Below are 18,977 nucleotides of genomic sequence, written 5' to 3' on the forward strand. Positions count from 1 at the left end.
GCTTTATTCCGAAAACGCCTGTTCCAAATCCTCAATTAAATCTTGAGCATCCTCAATTCCAACGGAAAGGCGCAGGAGACAGTCCGTGACACCTGATCTTTCCCTCATTTCGCTGGGCATTTCCGCATGAGTTTGCGTAGTTGGAAAGGTGATTAAGCTTTCAACCCCTCCAAGGCTTTCCGCAAAAGAAATAATCTTAACCTTTTCAACGATCTGCCTCACAAGCCTTTGATGTTTTACCGTAAAAGACATCATACTTCCAAAACCCGATGCCTGTTCCAGTTGCAAATCATGCCCCGGATGTGACTCTAGTCCTGGATAATAGACCGCTTCCACCAAAGGGTGTTTTACCAGCCAACATGCAATCTGCTGAGCATTTTTCTCCTGTGCAGCAACACGAAGCGCCAAGGTTTTCATCCCCCGCATTAAAAGCCAACATTCCTGCGGCCCAAGCACCGCGCCAATTGCATTTTGTAAAACTCCAAACCGTTCAGCTAAAGAGTGATCCTTAATAACAACAAGCCCGGCGAGCACATCATTATGTCCGCCCAAATATTTCGTACCGCTATGGACCACAATGTCTGCCCCCAGCTCTATTGGTTTCTGTAAAAGCGGTGTTAAAAATGTATTGTCGATAATTGTTAAAATCCCTTTGCTTTTGGCTAATAAAGTGATTTGTTTTATATTTGCAATTCTCATCATTGGATTGGTCGGGGTTTCACAGAAAATAGCTTTTGTTGAGGGCAGAATAGCTTTTTTTATCTCGTCCAGCTTGCTTGTGTCCACAAAAGATGCGCTTAAGCCAAATTGGTTAAGAATTTTATGAAAGAGGCGAAAAGTCCCCCCATAACAATCCTCTGTAACTATAAAGTGATCTCCTTGGCGGAATAAAGCAAAAATTGTACTGATTGCAGCCATACCCGAAGAAAATGCAAAACCACGGTCTCCTCCTTCAAGACGGGCAATAGCCTCCTCAAGAACTTCACGGGTAGGGTTTTGGCTTCTTGAATAATCATATCCCGTGCTTTTGCCTAATCCCTGATGGCTGAATGTTGAGGAATGATACACAGGAAAACTAATCGCCCCCGTTGCATCTCTTTTATTTCCGATTTGGGCAAGGTGAGTAGTAATTTTCATCCAATCGCCTCCCTCCAAATTATGAAACTGGCATTACTTATTCCACAAACAAAAGCCTCTCCAAAGACGAAGGAGAGACTTGCATTCGCTTAACCTCTCTTATCTGTCAGAAAATTTCTGCAGGAATTGGCACCGCGCAAAAATGCCGGTTGCCGCGGTTTCATAGGGCCAGTCCCTCCACCGCTCTCGATAAGAGATTTATTATAATTCTTATTTATTTGCTTATATATTATATTTAATAATTCTTATTGTCAACATCTCCAATTGTCAATATATTTTAATCTTTACTATAAATTGTCACGCTTTAGTTCATTCGGGCTAACCTGAGATAAAGAGTAAAGATAATATGATATAATTTTAGTATCTTAGTAATGAGGAGATCCTTTATGAGTCAGCAAGCAAAAAAACGCCAAATTATTCATGTTGATATGGATGCTTTCTATGCCTCTGTTGAGCAGCGCGATGATCCCTCACTGCAAGGCCGGCCCGTCGTAGTCGGCGGCAACCCCAACAGTCGCGGTGTCGTCTCCACAGCTTCTTATGAAGCGCGTGAGACTGGAATACACTCGGCGATGCCCTTAGTCGAAGCCCAACGCCGCTGTCCTCAGGCCGTTTTCTTACCTGTTAATATTCAAAAATATCGAAAGGTCTCACAGCAAATCCGTGAAATCTTTCTGACGTATACTCCCTTGGTTGAGCCCTTATCTCTCGATGAAGCTTTTTTAGATGTTACCGCTTCAACTCGATTATTCGGCTCAGCTGAAAAAATTGCTTTGACGATTAAGGAACGAATTAAAGACGAACTTAATTTATGTGCATCGGTCGGTGTTGCCAGCAATAAATTTCTGGCTAAGCTAGCCTCTGATTTAGAAAAGCCCAATGGCTTTGTCGTTATAGATTCCAACGGTATTCAGGAGTTTTTAGATCCTCTGCCGGTGGGGCGGATCTGGGGTGTCGGCAAAAAGATGCTGGAACGTCTTGAGAACTTAAATGTTCATACGATTTCTGACTTAAGAAGGATTGATCAGGCTTCTCTCTCCCGATTCTTTGGTTCGTGGGGAAATCAGCTTTACTTATTAGCGCGTGGAATTGATAATCGCCCTGTCGAAAGCGTACACGAAGCGAAATCGATCGGTCGGGAGACAACTTTCGCCTTCGATATTTCGGATCGTCAGGAATTAGAAACGATTCTTCTCGAGCTCGCTTGTGATATCGGACAAAACCTCCGCAAAGAGAAACTCAAAAGCAAAACCATAACTTTGAAAATTCGATATAATGATTTTCGCACGCTCTCACGCTCACATACATTAAGTCAGGCAACCCATCTTGAGGATATAATCTATACAAAAGCTCGGCAATTACTAAGTGAGATAACCCTTCAACGGCCCCTTCGCTTAATTGGTATATCAGTGAGTAACCTAATGGGCCAAGGGGAGGGGCATCTTTCGTTGTTTGAAGAACCTCATCGAAACCAAGAAAAACTTGTTCAAGCCATCGATTCGATCCTTGAAAAATATGGAGATAAGAGTATTACCCGCGCCCGGCTGTTACAATAATTGATGATTTGTTTTCATTCTACGGACGTTAGAGCGTTTATTCTGCTTATACTGATACATATTATTATCAGCCTCTTCAATCAATTGGTCTGCACATAACCCTTCGTTTTTTCTATATTCGGAGAATCCATAACTGAAATCGCAATTAAAGGATTTTATATGCTCTGAATTAAAGGCTGTTAAGGTATTCTTTGCCCGTTGAATAATATTTCGTGCATTTTCCAAGTTGCATGTGAGAACAACTAAGAACTCATCTCCGCCAATCCGGCACACCCGGTCAGACTCCCGAATATTCCCTTGCAGAACCTCGGGAATTTTTTTGATCAAAAAATCCCCCTCATGATGCCCATATCGATCATTTACCGCTTTTAATTGGTCGATATCGATAAAACAAACCGTAAGGGGCTCCTCTCCATGTTCAGACTTAATAATCTGGTTTTCCAAAAAAGCTAAACCTGCCCGGCGATTATACAGTCCAGTAAGCTCATCGTAAATAGCCATACGTTCTAATTTTTGCTCATGAAGTTTAATTTCTCGAAAAATAAGCTCATAAGGCTGCCTAATACCTGTCTCTACAATTGCTTTATAAATGAGATAGAAGGAAATCACTTTAAAATAATGCCCAATTAAATTAAATATCCCCCAATAGTCGAAGTTAATGGAAAAGAAAAGCTCTGAAACTGCTGACAAAATAATTGACCAAAAAAGATAAAAGTAAACGTTTATTCCGAACTGGTCCTTATTTTTTACGAGAAGAAAGACTGCAAAAAAAGAAATCAATCCACTAAAATATTCACTATAAATCTTAAAGGGAGTTAACCCAACTCCTTCAATATAACACTCAGGGAATAATTTCCAAAAATATATAGACAAGAGAATTATAAAACTAAGAATAAGATAAGCACCAAACAAAGGGGGCATTCTTAGCTTTTTTGTCGTGTAAAATAGGCTGAAAGCCAGAAGAAGGGATAAGCTCTCTAAATATCGTCCAGCAATCCAAACTTGAGTTGCATAATAATCATAATCGCGAAAGATTAACATTCCTTTTGTTGATAAGATATGAAGCAAATCAAAACCGGAAACGAACAAATAGGCAACCCCAATAATTGAGAAAAAAGTAGACTTCATATACTTTTCTGAATTCCAAGCAATGATAAATACAGAGAACCCTAAAACGACATTGATCAATTCAATGATACCGTGGACTAAAAGATAATTATAAAAGCTGCTCCAATATATAACAATAAGGGCAAAAAGGGCTCCTAAAACTAAAAATGTTTTTCGATAATTTATCCCTAAAATCACAATCTCACCCCCTTACCGTTTATGTATCAATATGTCATATCTTAACTAAAATTCTATATTTGTATCGAATTTTCCTTTTTCTTGAATTTAAATATAATTTTTTAGCAGATATAATTATGATATTGCTAATTCCCCAAGATTAATTTATAACCAAAATAAGAAAAGAGTGCAAAAAAAATAAAAAGTGATAATCTTTTACCCATTCAATAGCAAGGATTATCACTCTTTATTTTATGTCAACCCGTCGGTACTAATAACGAAGATCTGCAAAATCCACCTTGGGAACTAGCCCCTCTTGTGCAGCCCGGCCCAAAAGGGTTTTAACGGCTTCATAGCCTTTTTCTCCTAAATTCTCAGAGAATTCATTCACGTATAGATTGATATGAGCATTGGCTACCTCAGCGGATAATTCCTGAGCATGCTGAAGTACATATTCTTGTGAAGCCTTCGGGTTTGTCCATGCATATCTAACAGACTTTCTAATCCAATCAGCAATAGCTTCTAAATCCATTGACCTTTTCGCGATTATTGCCCCTAAAGGAATAGGCAGATTAGTTTCTGACTCCCACCAATTTCCTAAATCGGCTAAAAGTTTTAAATTATATTGGGAATAAGTAAATCTTGCCTCATGAATAACGAGTCCCGCATCAATTTTTCCTTCACGCACCGCCGGCATAATTTCATTGAAGGGCATCACTACAATCTCTCCAACACCCTCCGGCACATTTTGAGCAGCCCATAGTCTAAACAATAAATAAGCGGTGGATCGTTCACTTGGGACAGCAACCTTTTGACCTGAAAGTACAGCCGGTCCCTTGTCAGCAGCTGCTGAATCTGATGTCAATACAAGTGGGCCGCACCCTCTTCCCAATGCTCCGCCGCAAGGAAGCAAGGCATACTCAGATAGTACCCAAGGAAGTGCCGCATAGGAAATTTTAACCACATCAGGCCCCTGAGTACTGGCAGCTAAGCTATTTGTAATATCAATATCGGCATACGTTACATCAAGCTTAGGAGCTCCAGGTATAAGACCGTGCACCCAGGCATGAAAAATAAACGTATCATTTGGACAAGGTGAAAAGGCAATTTTCATAATATCTCCCCCAATACAGAATAGGTTTTTTCCAAGAGATCAAATGCCTCTTTCATACGCCAGGCACTTCGATCGCGAGGTCCTACCAAATTAGAAATAGCGCGAATCTCCAAAGCTCTTATACCAAAAATTTGGGCTGCAAGAGCAACACCATACCCTTCCATCCCTTCCGCTGCAGCACCCAAAACCCGTCTCGCTCTTTCGTCAGCACTTTCAGCAGTACCCGTTGCCGTTGCTACGGTAATGATAGGACCAATAACCATATGAATTTTTTCGGCTTGCAATGCCTCAGTTACCCGAAAGACAAGCTCCGAATCAACTTCAACCTGAGTCGAGCCGAAGCCTAGCTCCTCTAAGCGCCGGAACCCATCCAATGTCTCAACCCCAATATCTGCCGCAGCTATAAGATTTGAAACAACAAGCGTTCCAACCTCAGCTTTACCTATAAATCCTCCACCAATTCCGGTGCTGATAACCAGTTTATATTTCCCTGTCGCTAATAATTTAGCCGTATGAGCCGCGGCGGAAACAGGACCCACTCCCGCCAACATCACATCAATATTAGGATTATTTTGCAGTCCTCGCTGAATCGCTCTTTTTTCTTCAGATACCGCCGTCATAATGAGAGTGCGCCCTTGGTCTGAAAACATGTGATTTCCCCTTTTACAATGCTTTCCAATAAATTCATACTATGTTTTATACTACTGCATTTTAATAGGTAAGTAAAATAAAAATGAGTAGGCTCCAATTCCTCGACGGAATCTGCCTACCCATTTTTTGAGGTGTACTGCAACCGAGTACGTCCTCCTTTCCGTTTTACCCTCAATCTGAACAGTTCGATAAATTATCGCTTTTTCAGAAAGCTCGGTTCACGTTAGCTTTTAATTCCTGCTTATCTCAATCTTCTACTTGCAAAATGTAGATTTCTGTTAAAAGGGGCGATTGTTGTTCCTGCTCCCTCTCGGGTTCGGTCAGCACAGCCCTAGTTAACCTTACGGCTATTCAGATAATCCCATTCCTCTGCAAGATAAAACATTTTGCTTCAGCAGGTCATTATCCACTCTCGCTACCGATTTTCAGGGCAACCTTCTTACTAAGGATTAACCTCTTCTGAAGGTAATTTAATAATATACCCGTTTCTATATTTTGTCAATCATATTTTATCGAATAATATAAATATTTATATTATTTTGTCGAATACGTTTTAGCCTATTCAGATGAAACAGTTAAACTCCTATGATAATATTAATGATATCCTTTTTGATCAGGAGGAATTAAATCTTGAACGAGAGCAGCGAAAGTCTTATATCCGCATCAAATAAACTTATTTATATCTCAAATGCCGGTGTTCTCATCCAATTAAAGGATCGGAAGATATTGATTGACGGTTTGTGCCGTTCAAATAATCCCATATACAAAGATCCCTCTCCAGAAATTGCCCAAAAAATAAAAGGAGGTATTCCCCCTTTTAATGATCTAGATCTTATGTTAATAACCCATGAACATAGTGATCACTTTGACCCAGTCAGTGTCGATGAATTTTCTAAAAATAATCCCGGGACTGTTATTCTCTCAACACCTAATGTCATTACCAAACTTCGAACTTATGATTCAATGGAAATGGATAAAGAACAAGCCAATTTAATAGAATTTAACTTAAATCTACACCAAGAAGAAACGCTGAACTTCCAGGGAATGAAAATTCGTATTATCTCACTGGCCCATATGGGTAAAAACCAGGAGGAGACCCAAAATTATGCTTATCTAATTGAATATGGCTTAAAACTTTTGCATGTAGGTGATGCTGATGCTGTTTCAGAGAATTATAACCAACTTAATTTAGTCCCCCAAAAAATCGATTACTTAATTGCTCCTTTTCCCTATATTAGTATTCCTTCTGCCCGACGGGTTATTAAAGACTATATTAATCCTCAAAAAATAGCCGTTCTTCATTTTCCCCACAAGGAACTTGATCATTTTGGGTGGATCAAAGCAACAAGGAAAAGCTTTGCAAATGTCAAAGAGGCATTTATTAAAACAAACTTTCTGGAGGAATTAGGTACAACTTTAATTCTATAGTTATTATAAAGATAAATCTGCTTAATCTTCCTGAATTTTTAAAGGCTTTTGTGCAAATAGCTTTTCAGTGATATATGTAACAACCGCTAATAACCCAATCACTCCTAAAAATGTGGCAAGAACTCCTGACGGATTTGCATTTCTGAATTCTCCTCTTCTACCTCCATCAACAGAACCCTTCATTGAACCTTCGAGATGGTCTGGTCTCCGCTCGATTTGATTACTCGAATTACTGTTGGGAACACGTTCAGAATTAACACTAGGAGGATTTCCTGGGTTCAAAGTTTGAGGCGTAATTTGATTTGAAAGAACGTCAAGTCCCCCAAACAATACAACGATTGCCAGAGCAAGCTTGACCACAACGATAATCGGTTTTGAAGCTCCAACCCTGAATATCTTTTTGAGCAAATTGAGAATCCATTGCCCGTGAAGACCGACATGAATACCTACGATGACAAGGGCTAAATAGGAAGCAATTTCGTGCACTTGACGAAACGATCGCGGATCGACTGAACCCAACCCAGGGAATAGGACTTTGGAGATCAGAAGCCCGCTCACGATACTCAGAAGCATAGCAATGAGAAGTAAAAGATTCAAAAAATAGCCGAATCGAATTTTCTTCGGAAGTTTAGAATCGAATAGTCGAAGTGTTATTTTTTTTACCCATTGTGAGTTTAATAAAATATGAATTAAGAAACCAAAACCAATTCCCAATCCCGCGATTTCATGAAATGCTAATCCCCCGAAAACACGTACGTTAAAAAGCAGTGAAAAAATAAGTACCAGGATAATATCTAGGGTTAATTTGATATAATTTTTATTCATTTCAGGTAACCTCCATGTAATATGTATCTTGACTTTATTATTACACAGCGAACTTAATTCCCACTGAAGGCTAACTGAAAGTTTGCTTAAAGGCATATTTGATGTTTTCAACCCTACATGATAAAATTTTTACGATATCCAAATATACTTATTAAGATATATTTACTAAGAATAGAAAGTGAACATTTAATATGGATCGAATTTATAATGTACGGGGCGGTAGAGGCGGCGATGCTTCCTTACTGGTTGGCGTCCAAAAAACTGCTCTCATTGATTGCGGTATGGCTTATTGTGCCTCTGATCTTATAAAGAATATAAAAAAAGTACTCGGCACGCGAAGCTTGGATTACGTCTTTGTCAGCCATTCTCATTATGACCACATTGGCGGTATTCCCTACTTAAAATGCGAATGGCCAAGCCTGATCGTATGCGGTTCAGAATATGATCAGCGTATCTTAAGACGTTCAACTGCATTAAAAACCATTCGTGAACTAAGTCGTGAAGCTTCGAAGATTTATGCTGAAGGTTTATTTGACGATTATAATGACGATTTATTAAAAATAGATTCAGCAGTCTATGACGGAGATATTCTTGATTTAGGGAATTTAACGATTCAAGTTGTTGAAACCCCAGGACATACCCAAGGTACTTTGTCCTTTTTCGTTAACCGTCAAATCCTTTTTGCCAGTGAATCTACTGGAACGTTTAACTCTTCTGGACTGATAATCCCTACTTTTATAGTCAGCTATTCACAATCCATTGAATCTATCAAAAAATGCCAAGCCCTTAATCCCAAATTCATTTATTCTCCTCATTACGGTCTGATCAATCCAGGTGAAACTCTTAATTTTTGGCAAAAAAGCCTTGAGGCCGCTGAAAGAAGCCGCTATTTTGTCTTGCATTATCACGATTTAGGCTATAGTGAAGAAGAACTCTTGTTGGAATACGAAAAAGTCTTCCGTGACGAAGAAACAAGAACAGAGCAACCGTTCAACGCTTTTCGTATTAATACCCGAAGCATGATCAGAGCACTATTAGGCAGATCATAAATAACTTAATAGATAAGGAGTCAATAGATGTATGTTTTATGAGGGCTCAATTTATCGACCACCAAGCGAGGCATCAAGCCTGATTCTCCAAGTTACAGTGGGGTGCAAACATAATCAATGTACCTTTTGCAGCATGTATATGGGCAAGCCCTACCGTCAGAAAACACGCGAAGAAATTATGGACATTATCGAAGAAGGCATAGCTTTATACCCCTTAGCTGAACGAATCTTTCTTGCCGACGGAGATGCCCTTGCCTTAGATACCCAACTTTTAGTAGATATTCTTAAAGAGCTTTATAGACGCTTTCATCAACTTAAACGAGTGGGTATTTATGGCGGACCCTTAGACATTTTAGCTAAATCCCCCGAAGAGTTAAACCTGCTAAAACAACATGGCTTAAATATTGTCTACTTGGGTATCGAAAGTGGAAGCGCGAAAATTCTCTCACAAATTAAAAAAGGCGTTACCCCGCAGGAAATGATCATAGCCGGGCAACGCATAGCAGCAAGTGGTATTCTCTTATCTTGTACTGTTATCTCAGGAATCGGCGGAAAGGAAGATTCCACTGAACATGCTTTAGAAACAGCAAAAGTGGTCAGTGCCATCGATCCGCATTATTTAGGGACTTTAACGTTAATGCTCGAACCCAAAGCCCCGCTGCTCCGTCAGGTAAAGGCGGGTAATTTCCAACTGCTTAATCCGTGGGAAATTCTTCAAGAGTTAGAGCTGATGATCCAAAATCTTAATGTCACAAACTGCATCTACCGAAGCAATCATGCTTCAAATTATCTTATGCTCAAAGCCCATCTTCCGGAAGATAAACAAACTTTGCTTGCAACTTTAGCCAATGTAATTGAGCAAAACCGTTCTGAACTCTTAAGACCAGAAACGTGGCGGGGATTATAACAGATCGCTTAACTCAATTCAATATTCCATCCTTTAGTCTATCCGTTATATTATAGAGAATTTCATCAACAACCTCATCAATGCTGCTTTTTGTTGTATCGATAGTAAGATCTGCCTTATCGTAAATTGGCTGTCTAGATAACAAAAGTCTTTCATTTTCATCGCGTCCTGCTTTTAAAAGAGGCCTCTCACTGGAGCCGCCGATTCTCTCAAGTATCGTATCAATATCGGCGTATAAACTAATGATATAACCCATCTGCGAGAGCATCTCCCAGTTATCAGGACTTAAGGGGGTTCCTCCACCGGTTGAAATCACACATCCATCTCGCTCTAGCAGACGTTTAACCAATACTATTTCTTCAGAGCGGAAACGAGTTTCCCCATGTCTTCTGAAGATTTCAGGTATACTCATCCCACTGATTTCTTCAATCGCTGCATCCGTATCGATGAAATCCCAGTTCAAGTGTTTAGCTAACCTTCTCCCCACTGTCGTTTTTCCTGTTCCCATAAAACCTACGAGTACTATATTTCGAATCTTCATTCGTATTAACCCCTCTCCACTTTCACAAACAAAAAACTTCCCATCCCTTTTGGGACGAGAAGCTGCTCTCGTTCTTCCGATACCTTTTTCTCAAGGCAAACCCCGTCCAAGCGTATGAACTTTTATGTATTATATAATAACTAATTTATAAATTCAACTAATATCCTTTAAGCTTATTTAACAGAATTTACGAACAGAATTTCTCATAAAAAAGTAAGTGATAGATTCAATAGAACTATAAATAAAATTGATTATCTGAAAATTGTAAATCTTCTTTTTCTCCCTTATAATCATAGAGTAAGTATTTTACATGATACTTTCAGAGAAAGGAAGGATTAAAATGGCTGAGATTTTAAAAGGCACTCAAAAATTTTATATTGGAGATTCGGAGGATAATTATTCAGCTGAAATAACCTTCTCAAATGTCGGCAATAAGGTTATTTCGATTGACCGCACTTATGTCTCCGATGAGTTAAGAGGACAACGGATTGCTCAGGAGCTCGTTCAAAAAGTTATTGATTTTGCTCGGGAAGAGGATTTGAAAATTATCCCTACATGTTCCTATGCAAAAACATTCTTTGAAAAAAACCCCGCTGATCAAGATGTTCTTAATAAATAGATTAGCCTAAATGATTATTTATTTTCGGCAATAGAATATATCAACCGTTCTGTGTCTTCCCATCCCAGGCAGGCATCGGTAATGGATTTGCCGTAAATATTTTCTCCAATTCCTTGGTTGCCCTCAATGAGATAACTTTCAATCATTAAGCCCTTAACAAGTTGATGAAGCTTTGAGTCATATTTTCTGCTCATCATCACTTCTCGGGAAATCCGAGGCTGCTCATAAAATTGCTTCATTGAGTTGGCATGGTTACAATCAACAATAATAGCCGGCTTTTTAAGATCTTGCTTTTCGTATTCTTTCGCAAGACTAATTAAATTTTCGTAATGATAATTGGGAATATTTCTGCCGTTACGGTCGATTGCACCTCTTAATACAGCGTGCGTATACGAATTTCCCGTAGATTCTACTTCCCAGCCGTTATAAATATATGAGTGAGCATGCTGGGCTGCATAAATGGAATTTAACATCACCGACAAGTCACCGCTTGTCGGATTTTTCATACCTACAGGCGTATCCACACCACTGACGGTGAGACGATGTTGTTGATTTTCAACCGAACGGGCACCAATAGCAATATAGCCTAAAACATCCTCAAGGTAACTGTAATTATTGGGATAAAGCATTTCGTCAGCTGCCGGCATATGTGATTCTGATAATGCTCTAATATGCATTCTGCGAATTGCTTTAATTCCCTCACGTATGTCAGGTTCTTTTTCAGGATCTGGTTGGTGGACCATTCCCTTATACCCTTCCCCTGTCGTTCGTGGTTTATTGGTATAGATTCGAGGGATAATAAGAATTTCACGTTTAACCTTTTCTTGAATTTCCGCTAGTTTTGAAATGTATTCGCAAACTGAATCTTCATGATCGGCAGAACACGGTCCAATAATCAGAAGAAAACGATCATCTTTGTTATCAAAAACGTCTCTGATCTCCTGATCCCTTTTTTCTTTAATCTCCTTAAGATGAGTTGGTAAAGGAATATTTATTAAAACCTCCTCAGCTGTTGGTACCTTTTGTACAAATTTCATACCCATTGCATGTCCCTCTTAACTTTCATTATATTTTTACGGTTTACTTTCCAAATAAAAGTATTATTATAATTAAACCAGACTTTCCGTACTTGTCAAGGATGAAAAATGTTGTATTTTAGGGTAAAAGTTAAGGCATTGTCTTTCATGACAATGCCTTTTGATTACGCCTAGTCAAAAGCTAATCCTAAATAACCTTGTTCCTCAACTAAAATGATACCCTCTCTGTCGTTCTGCGGTCGAACCATTCCAAACGCACGGACCTCTCCACCCAAGAGTTGTCCTCTAAAAGCAGGGGTACGAATAATATATTTTTGCGCTGGGAATAACTCCGCAATCTTATATAGACTACTTATTAGGAATTCCTCCGGTAATAAGATTTCCTTAACAATGACCTCATCCGGGTTTATTCTTTCAATTACCCCACAACCTTTGGTATTTTCCAAGTCGATGGCATATATATCTGCTCCCGACAATTGGGATAATTTTTTCTGATAATCAATTTCTTTATCTGCATAGGCAATATGAAGAGAGCCCTTAAGCTGCTGGTTCCGCCTCTGATTATAATCGTTCGAGGAAATTGAGAAAATTTTAGGCAGGCATTCATCGATTCCGTTCCAGGTCTCAATTTCTTCACGGGTTAAAAGCAATTCACGAAGGTAAAAGCCTTCATGATAGCTGCGTTTATGGTAAAAATCAAAAAGCGATTTACCGGCAGGAACAAGAATAGAAAAAGTAATATTATTAAGTCCCAAGTATTCATGACTGTAATCCATGAGCTGAGTGGCTAACCCTAAGCTTTGTCTCTGGGGATCAGTTGCAATGGCATAAAGCATAGCTGCAGGAAATATTTGTTGATCTGGAGTAACGACCTGGATCGGAATCATCGTCAGCATAGCTGAGATTTCTCCTTCATAAAGCAAGACCATTGTCTCTGCTTCTTTATATCTATTGTCATAATAGAAATCAATATAACGATCTTCATCCCCAAAACAACGTTTCCAAATCTCTTTCTGACGTTCAACTTCACCTTTCAGGGCAAGCCTGACTTTATTCATCCCAAAATTCCCCCTGTACCAAAACCTTAACACCATTCTGCTTTATATTTTTCTTCCATTAAATCAGGATGATAGGATAACTTCGCCTTTCTTAATCCCTCATAGCCCATATCCTCTTCACGGTTGACATAAACAATTTCGGAATGTGTTTTTTGAATCCATTCAGCAAATTCACGATTGATCATCTGATAAGTCCCCTGAATTTCGCTATAAGCCTTTTCAACGTGGATATCATATGTATCTGAATTAAGTTTTTCGCCCATGGTAAATGCGACAACACGATCATCGATACGAAGAAGGCCACCTTCAAGACCCAATGCTTTATAATTTGCAAAACAGCGACGGACAGCACAGAGTTCATCCATAATCTGGTCATCATCACCCTTAAACATATTGGCTTTACACCATGCCACATTCATTTCCCAGCATTCTCCCATATTCTCAGAAGAAATCAATTCAAAGCTCCAATTTTTTTGATTTTCTTTAAATCGATTGATATGATTGCGCTTAGAGTGAAGCTTATTTCCGGAAAGGCTGACAAGCTTATCCAGCCGGTAAAGATAATCAAAATTATCCCGCATGGCCCGATATTCGAAATGATCAGGATATAAGCTTTTTAAAACTTCCATGTTCTCCGGTGACACACCCATAAGGACAAATTTATGGTCACATTCCATGGCATCCTGTTTCATTGTTTCAATGACGGGTTTTAGATCACCCGAACCTGCAGGATAAAAATAATATTTACCTTCTTGTTCTATATCTCCTTTAACAATAAAATAATCATTTACTCTAGCCACCTGGTAGTTAAATATTTTCGACCATGCAAAAATATTGGTAAAATTTTGGTGACAACCCCGAAAATCGGCAGTTGCCAGAAAGGGCTCTACCCAAGTTTTGTCTTGAAGCGTAAGTTCTTTAAAGCCGATCATTCTATCCATCCACCTTATTTAAATAATCCACGATTAATTCGCCAGAAATATAGACATTTTCTATGGCAGAATTCCCCTGATGAATCCTCACCGTTATAAAAACCTCATTGTTCCTGGAAGTCAGAACTTTATTCCAATCTTTTTCCGCTTTAATTGCTAAGTTCTCCGGCAAATAGTATCGGTTAAAGGGAATCACAAAAAAAACCTTTCCCGGTATCGGATTCAAATTATCCGTATCTAATTCCATTGGGGAACCAAACGTGTTTTGAATATAAGCAATTTTTGTTTTAAAATACGCAGGGTTATTTGGCCGGTTAAAGCTAATGCCCGAAACTTTAGCATAACCATCCGCAGCATTTTCAAGCGCAACATAAATCGTTTTGCCAGAACGGTACTGTCGTATATCCTCGACTGGAATCGAGCGTTCTTCAAGGTTGATACTGATATAACGCCCCATAAAAGGATCGTAAGGGTCAACGGGGGCAGCCTTAAACTTGAACTGTTGTCCTTCTTGCAAAGTGATCTGATGTGATTTAATCATGTATAGCGGAACAGCTAACTGAAGGATTACCATAAGAATTAAAAGCGAAATTTTTAATGTTCTCTTCATCGTAATCCACCTCTCTGCCGTCTAACCATTATGATATTTGCCAGCAAGAAGCCTGATCCAACTAGGATAAAAGCAATCCCCTTTTCAAGAAAGCCTAAATCGCTATCAAAGAAGCGCAAAACGATCAGCACTGCGATAATGAGCAAACCGCCGTTTGCAAGCCCAAGGTGCTGTCTCTTTAAACCTTGTGTCACAACCACAATTCCTAAGATCAAAAGATAAGCATCGAAAATCAAATCAGAAACCCTAGTCCATTGAAATGAGGCTAGTAAAAAGCCGATAATGGCTATCATCGGTAACGCTGCAAAAATAAGATCTATCCATTCCCGCTCTTTTATGATTGTCATTAGTTTTCTTGAGATTACATAGGCTGCACCTCCCAATAAAACAGCAGCAACAACATAGTCCTGAAATGCATTTGTCGTATTTATCCAATAACTATGTCCGAAATATTTCCAGCCCACTCTAGACCAAATAAACTGATAGGTAAGTACAAAAGAAAGGATCAAGGAGCCCAATGTCCCTATGAACAATAAAGGGTTTTGCCAGGAAATTTCCTTTTCGTGAAATATCGTTCGCCCCAGTAAAATACAAAGAGCAAAATAGCTGCTATAAGCGATTATCCATAATCCGGGAAATTGATGTTCAAAAACAATACCTAGAGATAGACAAAGACTTAATCCCAGCGCCCATAATAAGAACAGGGTAGAGTGTGCAGCACGCTCATGTTTAAATTTATTTAAAAAGTATCCCATAATAATCAAAAGGAGGAACCAATAGAAAAAGGTATACCCCTCTTCACCGCGTGTTAAGCCCGCCCATGCCACTATTCCAACAACATAGAAAACTGCAGGTAAAGTTACCTTTAAAAGATATACTATGGGTATGCAAAGAAGCATCCAGGTTAGTACGAATTGAGGCGCATCCCCTGGAAGATGATAAGTTTGACTGATCAGGGAAATCGAGGCTCCAACAGCTATAAAAAGAAATGCACCTGCCCCTTCTCTCCAGGCGAGTGATTCTTTATCCCGTACTATAACCCAACCTACAAGAAGCTGCCCTAAAATAAGAGGGATTAACGATAGAATTGTTCTTACCGGAATTGATAAATTCTCCCAGTTTTTTGCAAATACAAGAATAATGCCGCTGCTAATAAGTACAGCACCTAAAGTGCCAAAAATTGCTAATGCAAGCCTAAGTCGATTTGTTTCTTCAACCGGACCGTAATACTGTTGAATCTTTGCGGCGTTCTCTTCTGTAATAACGTTCTTCGAAACCCATTGAGGCAGTTCTCTATAAAGCCATTGGATATTCCGGTCTCTCATAAAACCCTCCCTATAGATCATCTCGAAACACGTTGAAACACTTATTAAATTAGTTGCAGTAATAAATTATATCACATTTCACGAATAGATAATAATCGCTTCATATCATTATTCTCAAACATTCCTATATTAATAATATCGTGGCAAAAAAAACTTACCAGCAGGTAAATCCTCCTGAATCAGTTTAAAGATTTTATCAATACACCTAAACATACCTTATGGTCTTAGCTGTTTAACGCTTTATTCTTTCATTTCAGGGTATTTAAGTCATATAAATTATAATTTTTTGATTAAAAAGTATGTACTAATTACTCAATGTGTTCTACAATAATGACATCGGCCATTGATAATACATATTAAGTATTAATCATTACATATTGAGTATTAAGTTCTAAGAAAGAAGGAGCAGAATCTTATATGAATACCGGCGCTCAGTCAATCGCTTTAGGACAGGACTTTACTCCTCAGACAGTCCACTACAATTTATCGGTTAATGAATTAGTTAATACTTCTCTCGCTCGCGGAGAAGGCGTTCTTGCTTCCACCGGAGCCTTGCGAGTCGTTACAGGAAAATATACGGGTCGTTCACCTAAAGATAAATTTATTGTAGATGAACCCTCCGTTCATAACCAGATCGCTTGGGGAGAAGTTAATCGCCCGATATCACAAGATTGTTTTGAGAATCTTTACGCCCAAGTTAGAGCTTATCTCGAAAATCGTGAACTTTTTATCTTTGATGGTTTCGCAGGTGCTCATGAAAAATATCGCCTTCCTATTCGTGTGATTAACGAATATGCTTGGCAAAATCTTTTTGTTCATCAGCTCTTTATTCGACCCACCGAAGCCGAATTGGAAGCTCACAAGCCAGAATTCACGATTATTGCCGCTCCCGGTTTCCAAGCAAATCCGCAAACTGATGGCACGAACTCAGAGGCTTTTATCATTTGCTCCTTTGAAAAACGCCTCATTTTAATTGGGGGAACTCACTATGCCGGAGAAATGAAAAAATCCATCTTCAGTGTAATGAATTATTTTTTGCCTTTAAAAAATACGCTTCCTATGCATTGTTCAGCGAATATCGGTAAAGAAGACGATGTTGCGCTCTTCTTTGGATTATCGGGCACAGGAAAAACAACACTCTCCGCTGATCCGAAACGTCGTTTAATCGGTGATGATGAGCATGGCTGGTCCGCAGACGGAATTTTCAACTTTGAAGGAGGTTGTTATGCTAAGTGCATTGACCTCTCTGCCGAAAAAGAACCCCAAATATGGAACGCTATTAAATATGGGACAGTACTTGAGAATGTTGTACTAAATCCTAAAACGAAGGTCGCTGATTATAAAGATAAATCCTTTACAGAAAATACTCGTGCAGCCTATCCCCTTAACCATATAGATGGAGCCGTAATTCCAAGTGTTGCCGGCCATCCTAAAGTGGTCTTTTTCCTGACTGCTGACGCTTTTGGAGTATTACCTCCTATTTCAAAATTAACTAAAGAACAGGCCATGGATCATTTTCTTTCGGGCTATACTTCAAAGGTGGCCGGGACTGAGCGTGGTATTACCGAGCCTACAGCAACCTTTTCGACTTGTTTTGGAGCTCCATTCCTCCCGCTGGAACCCCGTGTCTATGCTAAAATGCTTGGTGAAAGAATTTCAACGTATGACACGAAGGTCTATCTGGTCAATACCGGATGGTCTGGCGGTTCTTATGGCGTCGGTAAGCGCATGAAACTTGCGTATACTCGCGCTATGATTACAGCCGCGCTCAATGGCTCCCTTGAAAAGGAAAACTTTAAAGCTGATCCAACCTTTGGAGTACTCATACCCGAGCACGTCGACGGAGTCCCCAGTGAAATTCTTACTCCCCGAAACACCTGGGAAAATAAAGAGGAATTTGATAAGGCTGCCCAGGATTTGGCCGCTCGTTTTAAAGAAAACCTGAAAAAATTCAAATAAGACTTAAACTTTGAATAGAAAAGAAAAGAACCTACTCTCGAGAGCGGGTTCTTTTCTTTTACTACTCCATAAATAATTCGGGTTCTCTTCGTTCAGTGAAGTTAATCTCTAATTCCAGTTTATGTTCTAAATATCCTGGATCGTCATAATATTTGGCATCGACTGGACAATTTTTAATGCAAGCGCCGCATTTAATACAAATTCCATTGAGCTTAGCAACATTGTCATGATCAATGGAACCCATAGGACAAACGTTGACGCACAGCTTACAATCTATACATGAATCATTCGTCTTTGGTGTAACCTTGCGGATATCCACGGAATTATCTTCTTTATCCTTAGGCATATAATATTTTCGATACGGCTTATTACCTTTAACATAAATGCTCGAAAGTTTCTTTTGAGTTATTATTTTAGAATAGATTTGATGCGCAAAACCTCTTACAATAGCCATATCTTTTTCATCAGGTCTATTTTGTGCCAGGGTTTCTGAGAACGCGTGTTCCCCGATAAAAGCACCCCCGGCAATCACTTTAAACCCATCTTCTTCAAGTATATCTTTTAATTCGATCAACGCATCGTCATAATTCCGATTACCATAGACAACAACTGGAACAGCTAATGCTCCATTGCCTTTTACTGTATTTAAAAAGTCAAGCAAAACATTAGGTACTCTGCCGGCATAAACTGGGACTCCAACAATAACAAGATCATCCTCTGTGTATGAAATATCACAGGCTCTAAATTCCGGCCACGTAAAATTGAAAGTCTTATCCTTTGCTTCAAAACCAAACAGCTGAACAAGTTCTTGAGCTATTCCCAAGACTATCCTTTGGGTCGTACCTGTTGCGCTAAAGTATAAAGTATTAATTTTTCTCTTCATCTCTAAACCCCCGAAACCCTCTATTTTTATCTATATATTTCTATTTCAAATTTATATTTGAG

18 protein-coding genes and 1 riboswitch are annotated in these 18,977 nt (G+C 39.1%); of the genes, 6 read left to right on the top strand and 12 right to left on the bottom strand.

Annotated elements, in window-relative coordinates; translation table 11 throughout:
- Positions 1 to 3: 3 nt before the first annotated feature.
- Positions 4 to 1,137, bottom strand: a complete 1,134-nt coding sequence (locus tag ACHOLT_RS16390; protein ID WP_425802763.1) for a trans-sulfuration enzyme family protein — start codon at positions 1,135 to 1,137, stop codon at positions 4 to 6.
- A 96-nt stretch (positions 1,138 to 1,233) separates the two neighbouring features.
- Positions 1,234 to 1,333: riboswitch (SAM riboswitch) on the bottom strand.
- A 190-nt stretch (positions 1,334 to 1,523) separates the two neighbouring features.
- On the opposite strand from ACHOLT_RS16390, the gene dinB reads away from it, so the two are divergent.
- Complete coding sequence (gene dinB, locus ACHOLT_RS16395; RefSeq protein ID WP_425802765.1) at positions 1,524 to 2,693, top strand: DNA polymerase IV; 1,170 nt, start codon at positions 1,524 to 1,526, stop codon at positions 2,691 to 2,693.
- On the opposite strand, the gene ACHOLT_RS16400 is transcribed toward dinB, so the two are convergent.
- The 3 genes from ACHOLT_RS16400 to ACHOLT_RS16410 form a co-directional block, all read right to left on the bottom strand.
- Complete coding sequence (locus ACHOLT_RS16400; RefSeq protein ID WP_425802767.1) at positions 2,685 to 3,998, bottom strand: sensor domain-containing diguanylate cyclase; 1,314 nt, start codon at positions 3,996 to 3,998, stop codon at positions 2,685 to 2,687. The genes dinB and ACHOLT_RS16400 overlap by 9 nt on opposite strands.
- 250 nt (positions 3,999 to 4,248) lie before the next feature.
- The gene (locus ACHOLT_RS16405; protein ID WP_425802770.1) at positions 4,249 to 5,091 is read right to left on the bottom strand and encodes a 1,4-dihydroxy-6-naphthoate synthase; all 843 of its coding nucleotides are present in this window, start codon (positions 5,089 to 5,091) and stop codon (positions 4,249 to 4,251) included.
- Positions 5,088 to 5,741 carry a futalosine hydrolase gene (locus ACHOLT_RS16410; RefSeq protein ID WP_425802772.1) on the bottom strand — a complete coding sequence of 218 codons (654 nt, stop codon included), beginning with the start codon at positions 5,739 to 5,741 and terminating at the stop codon, positions 5,088 to 5,090. The genes ACHOLT_RS16405 and ACHOLT_RS16410 overlap by 4 nt, the downstream gene beginning before the upstream one ends.
- A gap of 631 nt (positions 5,742 to 6,372) precedes the next feature.
- Between ACHOLT_RS16410 and ACHOLT_RS16415 the strand changes: the two genes are divergently transcribed.
- Positions 6,373 to 7,170 (top strand): MBL fold metallo-hydrolase, encoded by a 798-nt coding sequence (locus ACHOLT_RS16415; protein WP_425802774.1) that lies wholly within the window; start codon positions 6,373 to 6,375, stop codon positions 7,168 to 7,170.
- 21 nt (positions 7,171 to 7,191) lie between these two features.
- On the opposite strand, the gene ACHOLT_RS16420 is transcribed toward ACHOLT_RS16415, so the two are convergent.
- A complete protein-coding gene (locus ACHOLT_RS16420) occupies positions 7,192 to 7,995 on the bottom strand; it encodes a DUF4405 domain-containing protein (protein WP_425802776.1) in 804 nt (267 codons plus the stop codon).
- 191 nt (positions 7,996 to 8,186) lie between these two features.
- On the opposite strand from ACHOLT_RS16420, the gene ACHOLT_RS16425 reads away from it, so the two are divergent.
- On the top strand, positions 8,187 to 9,044 hold the full coding sequence (locus ACHOLT_RS16425) for an MBL fold metallo-hydrolase (RefSeq protein ID WP_425802778.1): 858 nt from the start codon (positions 8,187 to 8,189) through the stop codon (positions 9,042 to 9,044).
- Positions 9,045 to 9,075: 31 nt separating this feature from the next.
- On the top strand, positions 9,076 to 9,951 hold the full coding sequence (locus tag ACHOLT_RS16430; RefSeq protein ID WP_425802780.1) for a radical SAM protein: 876 nt from the start codon (positions 9,076 to 9,078) through the stop codon (positions 9,949 to 9,951).
- A gap of 13 nt (positions 9,952 to 9,964) precedes the next feature.
- Here ACHOLT_RS16430 and ACHOLT_RS16435 read toward each other — a convergent pair whose 3' ends face one another.
- The gene (locus ACHOLT_RS16435) at positions 9,965 to 10,492 is read right to left on the bottom strand and encodes a shikimate kinase (RefSeq protein WP_425802783.1); all 528 of its coding nucleotides are present in this window, start codon (positions 10,490 to 10,492) and stop codon (positions 9,965 to 9,967) included.
- A 340-nt stretch (positions 10,493 to 10,832) separates the two neighbouring features.
- Here ACHOLT_RS16435 and ACHOLT_RS16440 point away from each other — a divergent pair, with 340 nt between their 5' ends.
- Positions 10,833 to 11,111 carry a GNAT family N-acetyltransferase gene (locus ACHOLT_RS16440; protein ID WP_425802786.1) on the top strand — a complete coding sequence of 93 codons (279 nt, stop codon included), beginning with the start codon at positions 10,833 to 10,835 and terminating at the stop codon, positions 11,109 to 11,111.
- A 14-nt stretch (positions 11,112 to 11,125) separates the two neighbouring features.
- Here ACHOLT_RS16440 and ACHOLT_RS16445 read toward each other — a convergent pair whose 3' ends face one another.
- From ACHOLT_RS16445 to ACHOLT_RS16465, 5 genes are all read right to left on the bottom strand, one after another.
- On the bottom strand, positions 11,126 to 12,154 hold the full coding sequence (locus ACHOLT_RS16445) for a 3-deoxy-7-phosphoheptulonate synthase (protein ID WP_425802788.1): 1,029 nt from the start codon (positions 12,152 to 12,154) through the stop codon (positions 11,126 to 11,128).
- A gap of 164 nt (positions 12,155 to 12,318) precedes the next feature.
- Entirely contained in the window at positions 12,319 to 13,206 is an 888-nt protein-coding gene (locus tag ACHOLT_RS16450; RefSeq protein ID WP_425802791.1) for a GNAT family N-acetyltransferase, read from the bottom strand.
- A 26-nt stretch (positions 13,207 to 13,232) separates the two neighbouring features.
- A complete protein-coding gene (locus ACHOLT_RS16455; RefSeq protein ID WP_425802793.1) occupies positions 13,233 to 14,138 on the bottom strand; it encodes a DUF2156 domain-containing protein in 906 nt (301 codons plus the stop codon).
- 1 nt (position 14,139) lies between these two features.
- On the bottom strand, positions 14,140 to 14,748 hold the full coding sequence (locus tag ACHOLT_RS16460) for a GDYXXLXY domain-containing protein (protein WP_425802795.1): 609 nt from the start codon (positions 14,746 to 14,748) through the stop codon (positions 14,140 to 14,142).
- Complete coding sequence (locus ACHOLT_RS16465; protein WP_425802797.1) at positions 14,745 to 16,073, bottom strand: DUF2157 domain-containing protein; 1,329 nt, start codon at positions 16,071 to 16,073, stop codon at positions 14,745 to 14,747. The genes ACHOLT_RS16460 and ACHOLT_RS16465 overlap by 4 nt, the downstream gene beginning before the upstream one ends.
- Before the next feature lie 417 nt (positions 16,074 to 16,490).
- On the opposite strand from ACHOLT_RS16465, the gene pckA reads away from it, so the two are divergent.
- Entirely contained in the window at positions 16,491 to 18,032 is a 1,542-nt protein-coding gene (gene pckA / locus ACHOLT_RS16470) for a phosphoenolpyruvate carboxykinase (ATP) (protein WP_425802799.1), read from the top strand.
- Between the two features lie 61 nt (positions 18,033 to 18,093).
- On the opposite strand, the gene ACHOLT_RS16475 is transcribed toward pckA, so the two are convergent.
- Positions 18,094 to 18,915 carry an EFR1 family ferrodoxin gene (locus tag ACHOLT_RS16475; RefSeq protein WP_425802801.1) on the bottom strand — a complete coding sequence of 274 codons (822 nt, stop codon included), beginning with the start codon at positions 18,913 to 18,915 and terminating at the stop codon, positions 18,094 to 18,096.
- Between the last annotated feature and the right edge of the window lie 62 nt (positions 18,916 to 18,977).

This window comes from Desulfitobacterium nosdiversum, from assembly GCF_049860565.1.
Lineage (GTDB): Bacteria > Bacillota > Desulfitobacteriia > Desulfitobacteriales > Desulfitobacteriaceae > Desulfitobacterium_A > Desulfitobacterium_A nosdiversum.